The 14,668-nt window shown below is 61.6% G+C and carries 15 protein-coding genes and 1 tRNA gene; 9 read left to right on the top strand and 7 right to left on the bottom strand.

Annotation, left to right across the window (positions count from 1 at the left end; translation table 11 throughout):
• Positions 1-10 precede the first annotated feature (10 nt).
• From BVU17_11490 to BVU17_11480, 3 genes are read right to left on the bottom strand one after another with little or no spacing between them, the layout of a single operon-like run.
• Entirely contained in the window at positions 11-433 is a 423-nt protein-coding gene (locus BVU17_11490; GenBank protein ID AUG48114.1) for a hypothetical protein, read from the bottom strand.
• A 27-nt stretch (positions 434-460) separates the two neighbouring features.
• Complete coding sequence (locus BVU17_11485; GenBank protein ID AUG48113.1) at positions 461-862, bottom strand: hypothetical protein; 402 nt, start codon at positions 860-862, stop codon at positions 461-463.
• A 40-nt stretch (positions 863-902) separates the two neighbouring features.
• Positions 903-1,094, bottom strand: a complete 192-nt coding sequence (locus BVU17_11480) for a hypothetical protein (protein ID AUG48112.1) — start codon at positions 1,092-1,094, stop codon at positions 903-905.
• 107 nt (positions 1,095-1,201) lie between these two features.
• On the opposite strand from BVU17_11480, the gene BVU17_11475 reads away from it, so the two are divergent.
• The 4 genes from BVU17_11475 to BVU17_11460 all read left to right on the top strand — a co-directional run bounded on the left by BVU17_11475 (position 1,202) and on the right by BVU17_11460 (position 7,745).
• On the top strand, positions 1,202-4,009 hold the full coding sequence (locus tag BVU17_11475; GenBank protein ID AUG48111.1) for a DNA polymerase elongation subunit: 2,808 nt from the start codon (positions 1,202-1,204) through the stop codon (positions 4,007-4,009).
• A 125-nt stretch (positions 4,010-4,134) separates the two neighbouring features.
• Positions 4,135-5,064 carry an ABC transporter ATP-binding protein gene (locus BVU17_11470; GenBank protein ID AUG48110.1) on the top strand — a complete coding sequence of 310 codons (930 nt, stop codon included), beginning with the start codon at positions 4,135-4,137 and terminating at the stop codon, positions 5,062-5,064.
• 36 nt (positions 5,065-5,100) lie between these two features.
• Positions 5,101-6,531 (top strand): Fe-S cluster assembly protein SufB, encoded by a 1,431-nt coding sequence (locus BVU17_11465; protein AUG48109.1) that lies wholly within the window; start codon positions 5,101-5,103, stop codon positions 6,529-6,531.
• A gap of 2 nt (positions 6,532-6,533) precedes the next feature.
• Complete coding sequence (locus BVU17_11460) at positions 6,534-7,745, top strand: Fe-S cluster assembly protein SufD (protein AUG48108.1); 1,212 nt, start codon at positions 6,534-6,536, stop codon at positions 7,743-7,745.
• 88 nt (positions 7,746-7,833) lie between these two features.
• Here the strand turns inward: BVU17_11460 and BVU17_11455 are convergent, their stop codons facing one another.
• Entirely contained in the window at positions 7,834-9,465 is a 1,632-nt protein-coding gene (locus BVU17_11455; GenBank protein AUG48107.1) for an alpha amylase, read from the bottom strand.
• A gap of 156 nt (positions 9,466-9,621) precedes the next feature.
• Here BVU17_11455 and BVU17_11450 point away from each other — a divergent pair, with 156 nt between their 5' ends.
• The 4 genes from BVU17_11450 (at position 9,622) to BVU17_11435 (ending at position 11,847) form a co-directional block, all read left to right on the top strand.
• Positions 9,622-10,104 (top strand): rubrerythrin, encoded by a 483-nt coding sequence (locus tag BVU17_11450; protein ID AUG48106.1) that lies wholly within the window; start codon positions 9,622-9,624, stop codon positions 10,102-10,104.
• A complete protein-coding gene (locus tag BVU17_11445; GenBank protein ID AUG48105.1) occupies positions 10,101-10,535 on the top strand; it encodes a transcriptional regulator in 435 nt (144 codons plus the stop codon). Before BVU17_11450 ends, BVU17_11445 begins: the two co-directional genes overlap by 4 nt.
• A 134-nt stretch (positions 10,536-10,669) precedes the next feature.
• A tRNA-Gln gene (locus tag BVU17_11440) sits at positions 10,670-10,742 on the top strand.
• A gap of 376 nt (positions 10,743-11,118) precedes the next feature.
• A complete protein-coding gene (locus BVU17_11435) occupies positions 11,119-11,847 on the top strand; it encodes a GNAT family N-acetyltransferase (GenBank protein AUG48104.1) in 729 nt (242 codons plus the stop codon).
• On the opposite strand, the gene BVU17_11430 is transcribed toward BVU17_11435, so the two are convergent.
• Complete coding sequence (locus BVU17_11430) at positions 11,848-12,045, bottom strand: hypothetical protein (protein ID AUG48103.1); 198 nt, start codon at positions 12,043-12,045, stop codon at positions 11,848-11,850. It lies immediately after the preceding gene.
• 275 nt (positions 12,046-12,320) lie between these two features.
• On the opposite strand from BVU17_11430, the gene BVU17_11425 reads away from it, so the two are divergent.
• On the top strand, positions 12,321-13,037 hold the full coding sequence (locus tag BVU17_11425) for a phosphohydrolase (GenBank protein AUG48102.1): 717 nt from the start codon (positions 12,321-12,323) through the stop codon (positions 13,035-13,037).
• Here the strand turns inward: BVU17_11425 and BVU17_11420 are convergent.
• Positions 13,032-13,730, bottom strand: a complete 699-nt coding sequence (locus tag BVU17_11420; protein ID AUG48101.1) for a lysine transporter LysE — start codon at positions 13,728-13,730, stop codon at positions 13,032-13,034. The two genes, BVU17_11425 and BVU17_11420, sit on opposite strands and share 6 nt — an antisense overlap.
• 37 nt (positions 13,731-13,767) lie before the next feature.
• Complete coding sequence (locus tag BVU17_11415; protein AUG48100.1) at positions 13,768-14,658, bottom strand: phosphoserine phosphatase; 891 nt, start codon at positions 14,656-14,658, stop codon at positions 13,768-13,770.
• Positions 14,659-14,668 lie beyond the last annotated feature (10 nt).

Raw genomic sequence — 14,668 nt, 5'->3', positions numbered from 1 at the left:
TGACCAGACCTCAGTCGCGGAGCTGCGCCAGCCCATCGCTGGCCGTGTCGGTCGTGTCGTACCCCGGCTGGCCGTGGACTCTGGCCTCCGTGAGCAGGCCGGCGGCGCGAAACTCGGCTAGCAAGCCGTGCAGGTCGCTCTCGCAGAGATCGTAGGCTGAGAGCAGTTCCGCCACGGGGAGCGGCCCGCGCTCGTCGAGTTCCACGAGCAGGCCTAGCGCGCGCTCATCATGGGCCGCCGTAATGACTTGACGGGTGGCGTCGGGAACGGCTTTGGCGGCCGTGGTCAGCGGTGAGTCGCCATCCACAGGTTCGAGGTCGGCGTTCGGAACGTGTCGTTGTTCACCGGTTTCAGGGTCCCTGACCAGACTCGAATCGGTGGACTCCTTCAGCAGTAAGTACCGCGTGCCGTCGTCGTCCCGCACAGTACGCATATAATGCTTCGTAGCTGGCCGGACCGGTTAGCCGTTGTGGTCGCCTGACTCTGTGCCGTCGGACTGCGTATGTGTGGTCTCGGCTGTGTCGCCCTCGTCGTCCGATTTGCGCTCGCGCTCGAACTGGATGTACCGAAACGTTCCGTAGCCGAAGGCGATGACGCCGACGAGGAATATCCGGACCCCGAGGTCGACCTGTCCCTCGAAGTACGCAAGCATCGGGCCGAGCGAGAGGGCAAGCAGCGCGACGTTGAACACGATGACGAGTTTGACGAACAGCCCTGTGGTGTCGCCGCTGTAATCGCCGTCCGTCGGGGACGGAACGTCCGGTCCGAGGCTCTCCGGGTCGAACTCCTCTGGTTCGTACTCGCTCTTTTCCGAGAGGACGCCGCCGCTCTCGTTCGGGTCGTCCTCGCCGGGGATGTCCATCACACTAGCTACGACGCGTGGACGCTAAAAGTACTTCCTGTCAGGCGATTTCCTGTAAAGTGAGCGCCGTATCAGTCTGTAGCCACGCGAGCGGGTTCTCGGCGTCGTAAAACACTGTCCCCTCCTCGGTCTCGTAGGTCTCGGTCGTCTGGATGGCGTCCGGGAGCGCCGGCTCCGACCGCAGTTCTTCGGACCTATCCGCCTCGCCGTGGGGGGATGCGTGGTGCGACATTGGCCGTCAAACTTGGGTATGTTACTCGATGGCATATACTTTCTGCCTGTGGCAATACCCCGTCGACCGCCGGTGTTTTTATGCGGCATCTCGAAACAAGGCCAAGAATGAGTGACGGCACCCAGGGCACGCTGGGGGACTTCGGGCAGGACGCGGGCACAGACGACCGCCCGGTCGCCGACGAAGCGGCGGCCATCGCGGGCAACGGTGGGAGCGACGGCGGGACGAGCGTCGTCGATCTCGACGAGCGTCAGTTCCCGCCCGTCGAGGAGACCGTCGAGTTCGTCGTCACGCAGGTCGACTACACCATCGAGGGCCAGGGCGACGACGAATTCCCGGTCGTCCACGTCTTCGGCCGCACCGACGACAACGAACCGGTTCACGCTCGTGTCTTCGATTTCAAGCCGTACTTCTACGCGCCGACCGACAGCGTCACCGACGACGGACTCCGTCAGTACGATAGCATCACTGGCTGGGAAGAAGCCGACGCGGACGGCGAGCCCTACGAATCGATTCGGGGCGAGCGCCTGACGAAGATATTCGGCCAGACGCCACGCGACGTGGGGCAGATACGCGACGACTTCGACCACTACGAGGCGGACATCCTCTTTCCCAACCGGCTGCTGATCGACAAGGATATTACGAGCGGCGTGCGCGTCCCCGCCCGCAAACTCGACGACGGGAGCCTGAAGGTCCACCACGAGGAGATTCAACCGGTCGAGGCCCACGCCGACCCGCGGGTCAACACCTTCGATATCGAGGTCGACGACAGGCAGGGGTTCCCCGAGGACGGCGAGGAACCGATCATCTGCCTTACCTCCCACGACTCCTACCGCGACGAGTACGTCGTCTGGCTGTACGAGTCCCCCGACGGCATCGACGGCCCCGAGGCGCTGGCCGGCTACGACCCGATTCGGGAGGACTTCGAGGCCGACGTGCGCGTCTTCGGCGAGGAGGAGGCCATGCTGGAGGCCTTTGTCGACTACATCATCGACACCGACCCCGACGTGCTGACGGGCTGGAACTTCGACGACTTCGACGCGCCGTACTTCCTCGACCGCCTAGAGGAACTCCAGAGTTACAACCACGACTACGACCTGTCCGTCGACCGCCTCTCCCGCGTCGACGAGGTCTGGCGGTCGGGCTGGGGCGGCCCCGATATCAAGGGCCGGGTCGTCTTCGACCTCCTGTATGCCTACAAGCGTACGCAGTTCACCGAACTCGAATCCTACCGGCTCGACGCCGTCGGCGAGCAGGAACTCGGCGTCGGCAAGGAGCGCTACACTGGCGACATCGGCGACCTCTGGGAGCAAGACCCCGAGCAGTTGCTGGAGTACAACCTCCGGGACGTGGAGCTGTGTGTCGAACTCGACCGCGAGCAGGACATCGTCGACTTCTGGGACGAGGTCCGCACCTTCGTCGGCTGCAAACTGGAGGACGCGACGACGCCTGGCGACGCCGTCGACATGTACGTCCTGCACAAGCTCCACGGCGAGTTCGCGCTCCCCTCGAAGGGCCAACAGGAGAGCGAGGACTACGAGGGCGGCGCGGTGTTCGACCCCATCACCGGCGTCCGCGAGAACGTCACCGTGCTGGACCTGAAGTCGCTGTACCCGATGTGCATGGTGACGACCAACGCCAGCCCGGAGACGAAGGTCGACCCCGAGACCTACGACGGTGACACCTACTGCGCGCCCAACGGCACGCACTTCCGGAAGGAACCGGACGGCGTCATCCGGGAGATGGTCGACGAACTCCTGACAGAGCGCGAGGAGAAGAAAGAACGCCGGAACAGTTTTGACCCCGAAAATCCGGAGTACGAGCGCTTAGACCGTCAGCAAGCGGCAGTGAAGGTGATAATGAACAGCCTGTACGGCGTACTTGGGTGGGACCGCTTCCGCCTCTACGACAAGGAGATGGGTGCGGCGGTCACCGCCACCGGCCGCGAGGTCATCGACTACACCGACGAGGTCGTCGCGAGCGAGGGCTACGAGGTCGTCTACGGGGACACCGACTCTGTCATGCTCCAGTTGGGCGACATCGGCCCGGCGGACGTCGAGGGCGACGTGACCGTCACCGACGAGATGCGCGAGAAACACCCGGAGATGAGCGACGACGAACTCGAACTCATCGCCGCGACCATCGGGAAGGGGTTCGAACTGGAGGAGACCATCAACGACTCGTACGACGAGTTCGCGATGGAGGAACTCAACGCCGACGAGCATCGCTTCCAGATAGAGTTCGAGAAGCTCTACCGGCGGTTCTTCCAGGCCGGCAAAAAGAAGCGCTACGCGGGCAACATCGTCTGGAAGGAGGGCAAGCACGTCGACGACATCGACATCACGGGCTTCGAGTACCAGCGCTCGGACATCGCGCCCATCACCAAGCGGGTCCAGAAGGAGGTTATCGACCGCATCGTCCGCGGCGAAGACGCCGAGTCCATCAAACAGTACGTCAGCGATGTCATCGAGGACTATCAGGACGGCAACGTCAATTATGACGACGTGGGCATCCCCGGAGGCATCGGCAAGAAACTCGACAACTACGACACCGACACTGCGCAGGTCCGGGGCGCGAAGTACGCCAACCTTCTGCTGGGGACGAACTTCCAGAGCGGCTCGAAACCCAAGCGCCTCTATCTCGACCGAGTCCACTCGGACTTCTTCCAGCGCATCGAGGAAGAGGAGGGACTGGACCCCCAGCGGGACCCGCTGTACGGCGAGTTCCGACGGGACCCCGACGTTATCTGCTTCGAGTACGCGGACCAGATCCCCGAGGAGTTCGAAATCGACTGGGACAAGATGCTCGATAAGACACTGAAAGGACCGATTGCTCGGATCTTGGAAGCCATGGATATCTCCTGGGAGGAGGTCAAGTCCGGGCAGGAACAGACGGGACTCGGCAGCTTCATGTAACCCACAGAAAGCAGGGGCTTACTGCTGCAAGAAATATTATTTCTATATACAGAAGTTGAGTTCGCAGCAATGCGAAAGCTTCATGGGTGAAACGTACCTTCTTTCGGTTGACCTAAGAGATACCTATGGCGAAACTCGAAATCAACAATCTCCACGCAGAAGTCGCAGAAGAGGACGGTGAGACGATTCTCCGCGGTGTCGACCTCGAAGTCGAGTCCGGTGAGATCCACGCGCTGATGGGTCCAAACGGCTCAGGCAAGTCCACAACGGCGAAGATCATTGCCGGCCACCCTGCCTACGAGGTAACCGACGGCGAAGTGCTCATCCACCTCGAAGAGGACGAGTTCGGCGACGAGGAGATCCCAGAAGATCTCCGCACCTGGGACCTGCTCGACCTCGAACCGAACGAGCGCGCCGCGCTCGGTATCTTCCTCGGCTTCCAGTACCCGGCCGAGATCGAAGGAGTCACCATGGTGAACTTCCTCCGCACCGCGCTCAACGCCAAGCTCGAAGAGCGCGAGGAACTGTTCGAGGACGACGACGAAGAGGAAGCTGACGCAGAGGGCGGCGACACCAACGAGGACGCCGCCGGCTACGACACCTCCCCGATGGAGGGCAACGTCGAAGAAGGAGAAATCGGCGTCGCCGAGTTCCAGGAAATCCTCCAGGAGAAGATGGAGCAGCTGGACATGGACGAGAAGTTCGCGTCCCGGTATCTCAACGCTGGCTTCTCGGGTGGCGAGAAGAAGCAAAACGAGGTCCTCCAGGCCGCGATTCTCGAGCCCTCGATTGCCGTGCTCGACGAAATCGACTCCGGACTGGACATCGACCGACTGCAGGACGTCTCCAACGGCATCAACGCGCTCCGTGACGAGCAGGGCGCAGGCATCCTCCAGATTACCCACTACCAGCGCATCCTCGACTACGTCGAACCCGACCACGTCCACGTGATGCTCGACGGCCAGATCGCCACTTCCGGTGGTGCCGAACTCGCCGAAAAGCTCGAAGACGAGGGGTACGACTGGGTCCGAGAGGAAGCCTACGAGGCCGCGTAACGCCCTTCCGTACACAGCGATAACACTACACACACTATGAGTTCAGATCAAGACCACCTCAAGGAAACGGACACCGAGAAGCGCTTCGAGTTCAAGAAAGAGGAGAAGTCCGCCTTCGAAGCCGAGAAGGGCCTCACGGAGGAGACCATCCGGGTCATCTCCGAAGACAAGGACGAGCCCGAATGGATGCTCGAACGCCGCCTTCGCGCGCTCGAACAGTACAAGGAGATGCCGATGCCGGACGGCTGGCCGGGCGCGCCCGACCTCTCCGAGGTCGACGTGGACGAAATCGTCCCGTACATCCGCCCCGACATCGAGACACGCGGCGGCGTCGACGACTGGAACGACCTCCCAGAGGAGATTCAGGACACCTTCGACAAACTGGGCATCCCGGAAGCCGAGAAGAACGCGCTCTCAGGCGTCGGCGCGCAGTACGAGTCCGAGATCGTCTACCAGAACATGCAGGAGCGCTGGGAGGAGAAGGGTGTCATCTTCTGTGACATGGACAAGGCCGTCCAGGAACACGAAGACATCCTCAAAGAGTACTTCATGACCAAGGCCGTGCCGCCGAGCGACAACAAGTTCGCGGCGCTGCACGGCGCTATCTGGTCCGGTGGGTCGTTCGTCTACGTCCCCGAGGACACCACGGTCGATATGCCGGTCCAGGCGTACTTCCGCATGAACTCCGACGGCATGGGCCAGTTCGAGCACACGCTCATCATCGCCGAGGAGAACTCCGAAGTCCACTACATCGAGGGCTGTTCCGCCCCGAAGTACTCGGAGTTCAACCTTCACTCCGGCGGCGTCGAAGTGTTCGTCAAGGAGAACGCTCACGTCCAGTACTCGACCGTGCAGAACTGGTCGAAGAACACGTACAACCTCAACACCAAGCGCGCCATCTGCGAGGCCGACGGCACGATGGAGTGGGTCTCGGGCAGCATGGGCTCGAAGGCCACGATGCTGTACCCCTCGACCGTCCTCAAAGGGCCCGGCGCGACGGACAACCACATCACCATCGCCTTCGCCGGCGAGGGCCAGGACATCGACACGGGAGCGAAGGTCTACCACAACGCCCCAGAGACGAAGTCCACCATCGAGTCCAAGTCCATCAGCAAGGACGGCGGCCGCACGAACTACCGCGGTCTCGTCCACATCGCTGACGGTGCCGAAGACTCTTCGACCTCCGTCGAGTGTGACGCCCTGATGTTCGACAACGAGTCCACGTCGGACACGATGCCGTACATGGAGATTCAGGAGTCCAAGGTCGACGTTGCCCACGAGGCGACTGTCGGCAAGATCGGTGACGAGGACGTCTTCTACCTCCAGTCCCGCGGACTGGACGACGACGACGCAAAGCAGATGATCGTCGCCGGCTTCATCGAGCCGATCACGGAGGAACTGCCGATTGAGTACGCCGTTGAGCTGAACCGCCTCATTGAGCTTGAGATGGAGGGGTCGCTCGGATAACCATGAGTACGCAGGTACACGCCAATCTCACAGAGGCCCAAGTGGAACAGATTTCAGACGATCTCGGCGAGCCGGAGTGGCTGCTTGAGACGCGAAAGGACGCGCTCGCGGCGCTCGAAGAGCTCGAAATGCCGGACGTTATCCGGACGCCGGGTCGGACGTGGACGAACCTCGACGCGCTCGAATACGAGTCGCTGGTCGACCCGCTCGACTACGCACAGGACAAGGACCGCGTCGACGCCGAGGGCGTCGAGGTCCTCTCTTGGAGCGAGGCGCTCGACGAGCACGAAGACCTCGTTGAGGAGCACTTCGGCAGTACCGTCGACCCGCAGCGAGACTACCTCACCGCGCTGTCGACGGCCCTGTTCTCGGCCGGGACGGTCGTCTACGTCCCCGAGGGCGTCGATGCCGAGGACGTGAAGATCCGGACGACGATGAACAGCCAGTCGCTGTTCAACTACACGCTCGTCCTCGCCGAGGAGTCCTCCTCGGTCACGATTCTGGAACGCCAGCAGACCGGCGAGACGACCGACGCTGACCAGTACTACTCTGGTATCGTCGAGGTCGTCGCCGAGGAGAACGCCTACGTCCAGTACGGCGCGCTCCAGAACCTCTCGGAAGAGACCTACAACTTCCAGGTCAAGCGCGGCCACGCCGACACCTACGCCACGGTCAACTGGATCGACGGCAACATCGGCTCCCGACTGACCAAGTCTAACGTCGAGACCCGACTGCTGGGTGACTCCTCCGAGTCCCAGATTCTCGGAGCCTTCTTCGGCCACGAGGACCAGCACTTCGACATCGCGTCGCGTGTCTGGCACGAGGCCGAACACACTATCGCCGACCTCGTCACCCGCGGCGTCCTCGACGATGACGCCCGCTCGGTGTACGAGGGCGTGCAGGATGTCGGTCGTGAGGCCTGGGACACGTCGTCCTACCAGCGTGAGAACACGCTCATGCTCTCCGACGATTCCGAGGCCGACGCGTCGCCGAAGCTCATCATCAACAACCACGACACCGAGGCCTCCCACTCCGCGACGGTCGGGCAGGTCGACGAAGAGGACATGTTCTACATGACCTCCCGCGGTGTCGACCCCGAGAGCGCGAAGAACATGCTCGTCGAAGGGTTCTACGTCCCGGTACTCGAAGAGGTGCAGGTCGACGAACTCCGCGAAGACCTCGACCAGCTCATCTACGAGCGTCTTCGGGAGTAACGAGGTCCCACAGCGGCCTCGAACTGCAACGGACCGGCCCGCGAGACGCGGCTTGTTTTTGCTGTTTTTTGTGACCGTCTGCAGTCAGTCACCAGTCGCGCTTATCGCCACGGAGCCAGACGTAGTCACACGGATCCAGCAGGAAGGTGACGCCGCCGTCCTCGATGTGATAGCCGCCGTCACCGACTGCCTTCGACGTGTCGGCGTCGGGGACTTCCCACTGGAGGACGGCTTCGCGGTACTCGTCGGCGAAGTTATGGGCGAAGATGAAGGCGGTGTCACCGGTGTCGACGCGGTGAACGGGCACGTCCTTGTGGCCCGATTCGATCAGATGGAGGTCGCCGCCGCTGAGTTCTGGGTTGCGCTTGCGGGCCGCGACGAGACGCTGGATGTGTGACAGCAGCGAGTCAGGGTCGGCTTGCTGGTCAGCGACGTTGATGTGCTCGAAGCTGTACTCCTTCCCGACGACCGGCGGGTTGTAGCAGTCCTCGCGAGCGGCCGTCGAGAAGCCGCCGTTCTCGGTGTCGTCCCACTGCATCGGCGTCCGGACAGACTCCCGTTCGTCGAGCCACAGGTCCGAGCCCATGCCGATCTCGTCGCCGGAGAGGATGACCGGTGTCCCCGGATACGCAAAGAGGAGGCTGTGAGCCATCGCGATGCGGTCGTGGTCGTGGCCGAGGAGGTCTGCCAGCCGGAGCCGGTGACCCCGACCGAAAATCCACGAGGAACCGTCATCGGGGCCAAAGTACTCCCGGGCGTGTTCCAGCGCTTCGTGGGGGAGTTTCAGGAGGTTCCACTCGTCGTGGTTCCGGAGGAAGTTCGCCCACTGTCCGATCCCTGAGATGTCCGGCAGGACCTCGTTCGCGCGGTGGAGTGGCCAGGTGTCTCTGACGCCGACGCCGTACACCATGTGAGCGTTCAGGACGAAATTGAACAGGAGGTCGAACGCCTCGCCGTCACCGAAGTAGTAATCGAGGTGTTCGGGCTGGTCGTCGGCCTCGGCGATGAGGATGGCGTGGTCCTTCGTCTCCCTGACGACGCGTTTCAGTTCTTTGAACAGCTCGATGTCCTCGGTTGTCCCGTTGTGCCCCTTCGGCAGCAGCATCGGGTGGGCGGCGTCAATACGGAAACCGTCTGCTCCCTGGTCCAGCCAGAAGCGCATCACGTCGTGGATTTCGTCGCGGACAGCGGGGTTGGCGACGTTGAGGTCCGGCTGATGGTGGTAGAACTGGTGGAAGTAGTGCTTGCCGGCGACCTCGTCGTAGCTCCAGACGCCGTCCTCGCGGTCGGGGAAAATGTTGGTCGTCTGGTACGCATCGTCGAGGTGGCTAGTCCAGAGGTAGTAGTCGTGGTACTTCGAGTCCGGGTCCCCGCGGGCGCGCTGGAACCACTCGTGGTCGATCGAGGTATGGTTGAACACGAGGTCGGTGAGGACACGGATGCCGCGGTCGTGGGCGCGGTCGGTGAGTTCTCGGAAGTCTGCCAGTGTTCCCATCCGGTCGTGGACGCTGTAGTAGTCGGCGACGTCGTACCCGTTGTCCCGGAGTGGACTCGGATAGAACGGGCGGAGCCAGAGGCAGGTCACGCCGAGGTCCTCGATGTAATCGAGCTTCTCGATGAGGCCCCGGAAATCGCCCCAGCCGTCGCCGTTGCTGTCGTTGAACGTCTTTACGTCCAGTGTGTAGATGACCGCGTCCTCGTGCCAGCCGTGTTCGACCATCTCGTGTGTGCCATCGAGTCCCAGCCTCTGGTAGTTTCGGGTCCGTCCGCGGACCGAGCCTGAACGGCTTCAGTTCGACGACAGGGAACCGCTTAAGTCCGGCCCTCCCCGAACTACGTGTATGACTGGAGCACAGCACCGAGTGGGGGTTGTACCGTGAGTCTCACACAGCCAGTGGTGTCCGATCATCAGCTGGCCCGGTTGCTACAGATCGGCATCGTCCTCGAAGAGGTCGTCGAGGCACGGGCGGCCAAGCACGCCGAGGAAACGAGCGGAGAGCACGAACAGGCGGTGCTCGACCTCCTCGCGCACGCCGAGACGGAGTCGGCCGAGCACCGCCGGCAACTGGAGGCACTCATCGACGACCTCGAAGCGGACACCGTTCCGTTCGAGGAAATCGAGATGCTAGTCGAGGCCCAGTACGAGGCCGACGAGGACTTCGACGGCGTGTTGTACGACCAGCTCTGTAACGAGGAGACGGCGTACAAGTTCTACGACGACCTCATCGAAGCCATCGAGGCGTCCGACGTGACATTCACTATCGACCGCGAACGGCTGCTTGCCGTGCTGTCGGATATCCGCGAGGACGAGGCAGAAGGTGTCGAAGACGTGACCGACCTGATGGAGGACTATCAATGAACACGCAGGCCCAGTATCTGAAAGCGATCTATCTCACGCAACAGCAAGAAGACGGTCCGGCATCCACCGGCGACGTGGCCGATATGCTTGATGTCAGTCCGGCGAGCGCCAACGAGATGATCGGCAAACTCGAAAGCCGTGGGCTGCTGAACCACGAGAAGTACAAAGGCGTCGACCTCACCGACGACGGCATCGCACAGGCTCGCGAGGCGCTCCAGAACTACTGTATCATCGAACGGTTCCTCATCGAGGTGCTAGAGGTCGAGGAGTTCCGGGCCGAGGCAAAGCAGCTGGAGGGCGTCATCGACGAAACGGTCGCTGACCGTCTCGATACGATTATCGACCGTAAACCGCAGTGTCCCGACTGTTTCGACCCTGAGGGGGATGTCTGTGGCCTGCTCGAAGTCGAGGCTGAAGTCACCAGCGACTGACCGGCCGCTCTCGAAGCGTTCAAGTGCGTTCCGTCGATTATCCTGCATACGGATCGATCATAGCGAGTGACGTCCCGTGGTGGTGAGCAAATCCTGTGGATTTGCGCGGTACACGGGACAGACGAAGTGAATGAAGTCCCGTGGTGTAGTGGCCAATCATAAGGGCCTTTGGAGCCCTTGACGGCGGTTCGAATCCGCCCGGGACTATCCTCCGACAAACGAACGTGAGAAGTGGGTGGCTCTCGCGGATTCGATATTCAGAAGACGAGAGGATTCGAGTCTTCGCGGTTCGAATCCGCCCGGGACTATTCAGAGCAAGCTTGTGAACCGTAGATATCCTCGGCGAGTCGAACTCAGCGGACGAGAAAATTCGAGTCCCCGTGGTCTGAATTCCACTGAAGTGTCGGCTACCAGAACACAAACAGCGGTCACATTTCTAGAGGGTGCGATAGCAGCGCTAACGGGCTGACACGCCCCATTCGAGGCAACAAATCGCAGTGCCCTCACATGAATAGCCCAACGAGTGTCCCAAATTCTGACACCGAACTGTAGATTTATGATGTTTCGTGCCAACTAGTGGCATATGAAAATCAGGGAGGCAGTGTCGTCGGACAGGCCGGCTATCCGTGACGTGGCGCGTCGCTCGTTAGAGGCGTCGTATTCGCTGGGGCCGAAGGCGATCACGAGCGCTATCGAGGAGTGGTACGACGAAGAGCGTATCAATCAAATACTTACCGAGGAGAGTAACCGGTTGATTCTCGTCGCTGAGCAGGATGGGCAGGTGGTCGGTCTCTCCGAGAGCGTCCTCTCAGGGGATAGCATCGGAACGATACTCTGGCTGCACGTCGACCCAGCGTACCGCGGCGAAGGGATCGGGTCGGCACTGTTTGACGAGACCCACGGAGAGCTCCACGACCGCGGTGCCGAGACGCTCCAAGGGCGCGTGCTGGCCGACAACGTCGAAGGCAACAGCTTCTACGAGGACCGCGGCTTCGAACGCGCTGGCACGGGCGAGGTCGACATCGCTGGGCGGACCTACGTCGAGAACCTCTACACCGACGCCGAAGAGCTCGGCCGCGAACCGATAACCGACGACGGCCGGACGGTCTACGTCGACCACAACAACCACGAGTCCGGGTCGATAGCGCCGTTCCACGTGGTCCACGTCACCGAAGAGGGAAGCGACCGCTACGGGTACTTCTGTAGTAACTGTGAGACGCTGGCGAACGCGATGGATTCGATGGGCCGTATCGAATGTAACAACTGCGGGAACGTTCGCAAGCCGATGCGGTGGGACGCCGCCTATCTGTAACTACGGCGGCGACTGGTCCCCTGTGCGCTGTGACGATTCCTGTCTGTTTGCCGGGAGGAGTATCAGCTTGTAGTACAGGCCGAACAGGCACAGGGCGATACCGACGCCGACGAGCACATCAGTCACCGCGTGTTCGTTCGCCGCGTGGGTCACGATCGACACATCGCCGACGGGCATGTGGAGTGGCTGGAGAGGCATGTATGCTGATTTATCTATTAGATGTAAAAAGCTGGACTGATGTTCCCAGCCGCTGAGAACCAGTCGCTGGCTGGCTCCCAGTAATGACCCTACCTGACACAGCGTCCGAGATAGTAATGCGTCCCTTCGGGAGACTGCGACGACGGGGTTTACCCCGCTATCTCCATCTGAAAATGCCGGTGTAGCAGCCGTTCTCCCTGTCGTAACGCTAAAGAGTCGAACGTACGTCTATATGTGTAAGATGACTATCGAAATCCGTTTCGGGAGGTGGTGCTGTGGGCGTCGAGATTAGGGAGTCACCTGTCTCAGCCGACGCGTTCGAGGAAATGAAGGAGTTCGTCCACGACTACCTCGCGGCGAGCGTCGAAAACGAAGAAGAGGGCGGCCGGATGCGCTGGTATCCGTGGCACTCCGCGGAGTATCGCTTCAACCACATCCTCAACGTCGTCGACATCGCGACAAAAATCGCCCGCAAGGAGGGCGCAAACGTGGACGTGACTCGCGTTGCAGCGTTGTTTCACGACATCGCGAAACTGGAAGCCGAGCAGGACCTCCATGCGGAAGCCGGCGCTCGGATCGCACGCGAGTATCTGCGGGCACACGGTGACTACCCAGAATCGTTCATCGAACAGGTCTGCGCCGCCGTCGAGGCTCACTCGTACCAGGGGCCGCTGGACGACCTGCCGCTGGAAGTACAGTGTCTCATCGAGGCGGACATCCTAGACAAAGTCGGCGCGAACGGGACCGCCCTGATGTTGTTGCGCATGGGCTATGAGTCCCGGACGCATATGGACGCGGCCGAGATGGTCGACCGTGTCATCGAGCGCGGTGAGGACGCGCGCGAGCGCGTGCAGAGTGACACCGCCGAGTCTATCGTCCACCAGCGGCTCAAGCGGACCCGTTGGTTCCAGGAGTGGCTAACGATGGAAGTCGCCGACATGGCTGTCGAAGACGACCTCGACGAGGTGGCGACTGGGATGGGCGATTCATAGCGCCCGCAGCAGGAACAGAACCCCAGTCCCGGCGAGAACAGCGGCACTAATCCACGCGACCAGCGGTGCGAGCCGCTCGATACGCGTTCTCGCGGCGACAATCGCCGCCGGAAATCCCGTAATCCAGATACCGATCCCGCCGAAAAACCCACCCAACAGCACCGGGTGGCCGGTTTGGACGGTTAATGCGTCAGACCCGACCGCGGGCACGTACGACGCCACGTCGACCACACCCGGTTCAAGGAGGCCCACGCCGACGGTGAGCCAGAAGGCGACCTGATAGGGGTTTGTCAGTGCCAGCACGAGCGCCTTGCGAAAGCCCCGGCTGTCCCCGGACGCGACCGACGACTCCCCCTCGGTAACTACTGTATTGGCCTCCTGAACTGCTCCGTACGCGAACCAGAGCATCAGGAGCCCGCCGGCACCGATCATCACTCGTCGAAGTCCCGGCGTCTCGGTGATGATCGTAGCGGCGCCGAGCACAGCGAGCACAAGGAAGCAGGCGTCAGCAGTCATCGCGCCGAGGCCAGCGAGGAAGCCGGCCCGCCAGCCCCGCAGTGCACTCTCCTCGGCAATAACGGCGTTCATCGGACCCGGTGGCGCGGCGAGCGCGAGGCCAAACAGGATTCCACCGAGAGCTGTCGGGACGAGCGAGAGCGCGCCGAGCTGGAGCAGGCCAGGTGAGTGATGCATCTATGGTCCGAGAAAACAGAGAGAAAATCCCGCAGACTTACAGCTTGCCGGCCTTCTGGAGCTTCATCAGGTCCTCGGTGTCGAGGGTCTCGCCTTCCTTGAACTTCTGGTAAATCTCCTCGGCTTCCTCGCGAGCGGCTTCCTGCTTTTCTTCACGCTGGGAGCGCTCCTGCTCTTCTTCCTTCTTGTCGAGCTCGCGGAGGCGCTTCTGGACGCGGACGAAGTCCTCGTGGTGCTGGTCGGCCGCTTCCTGGGCCTCGACGAACTCCTCGTGTTTCTCGTCGGCCTCGTCACGGATCTCGTCGGCCTCGCGGTAGGCCTCGATCATCTCGTTGTGGTGCTTCTGGGCCTCGTCGGCCAGTTCCGTGACCTTCTGGTGGTGCTTCGAGGCTTCCGAGCGGACCTCTTCCGCTTCCTCTTTGAGCTCTTCGAGGTCGCCGCCCTGGTCGAGCTTCTCCTGTTTCTCCTGGAGCTTCTCGCGCTTGGTCTCGATTTTCTCGATGAGCTCCTTCTCGTCCTCCGAGGAGAGCACTTCGGTCTGTTGCTTGAACTCGAGATCTTCGATCTCCTCTTTGAGTTGTTCGACCGACGTGCCCTCGTCGAGTTCGAGGTCGTTTTTCAGGTTATCGACTTTGTCGAACAGCTCGTTTGCTTCCGCATTGAGCTCGTTTCGCTTGTCCTTGTGCTCTTGGACCTGCTCGTTGAGCTCGTCGCGTTTCTCGCGGTGTTCCTGGGCTTCGTCGACCTTCTCGCGAGTCTTCGCGTTCAGGTCGTCGCGGGCGGAGGCCCGCTCGGACGCCATCTGGTTCAGCTCGTTCCGTCGGTCGCGGAGCTGGCCGGCGAGTTTGATGAGCTCGCCTTTCGATTTGTTTTCGAGATCCTCTTCGGTTACTGTAACGTTCTTTGATTCGTCTATCGAGTCTGCCATTGTTGAATCC

The sequence above is a fragment of the Haloarcula taiwanensis genome, from assembly GCA_002844335.1.
In the GTDB taxonomy this organism is placed as follows: Archaea; Halobacteriota; Halobacteria; order Halobacteriales; family Haloarculaceae; genus Haloarcula; species Haloarcula taiwanensis.
The sequence above is the reverse complement of the archived record's forward strand: the minus strand, read 5'-3'. Positions and strand labels throughout refer to the sequence as shown.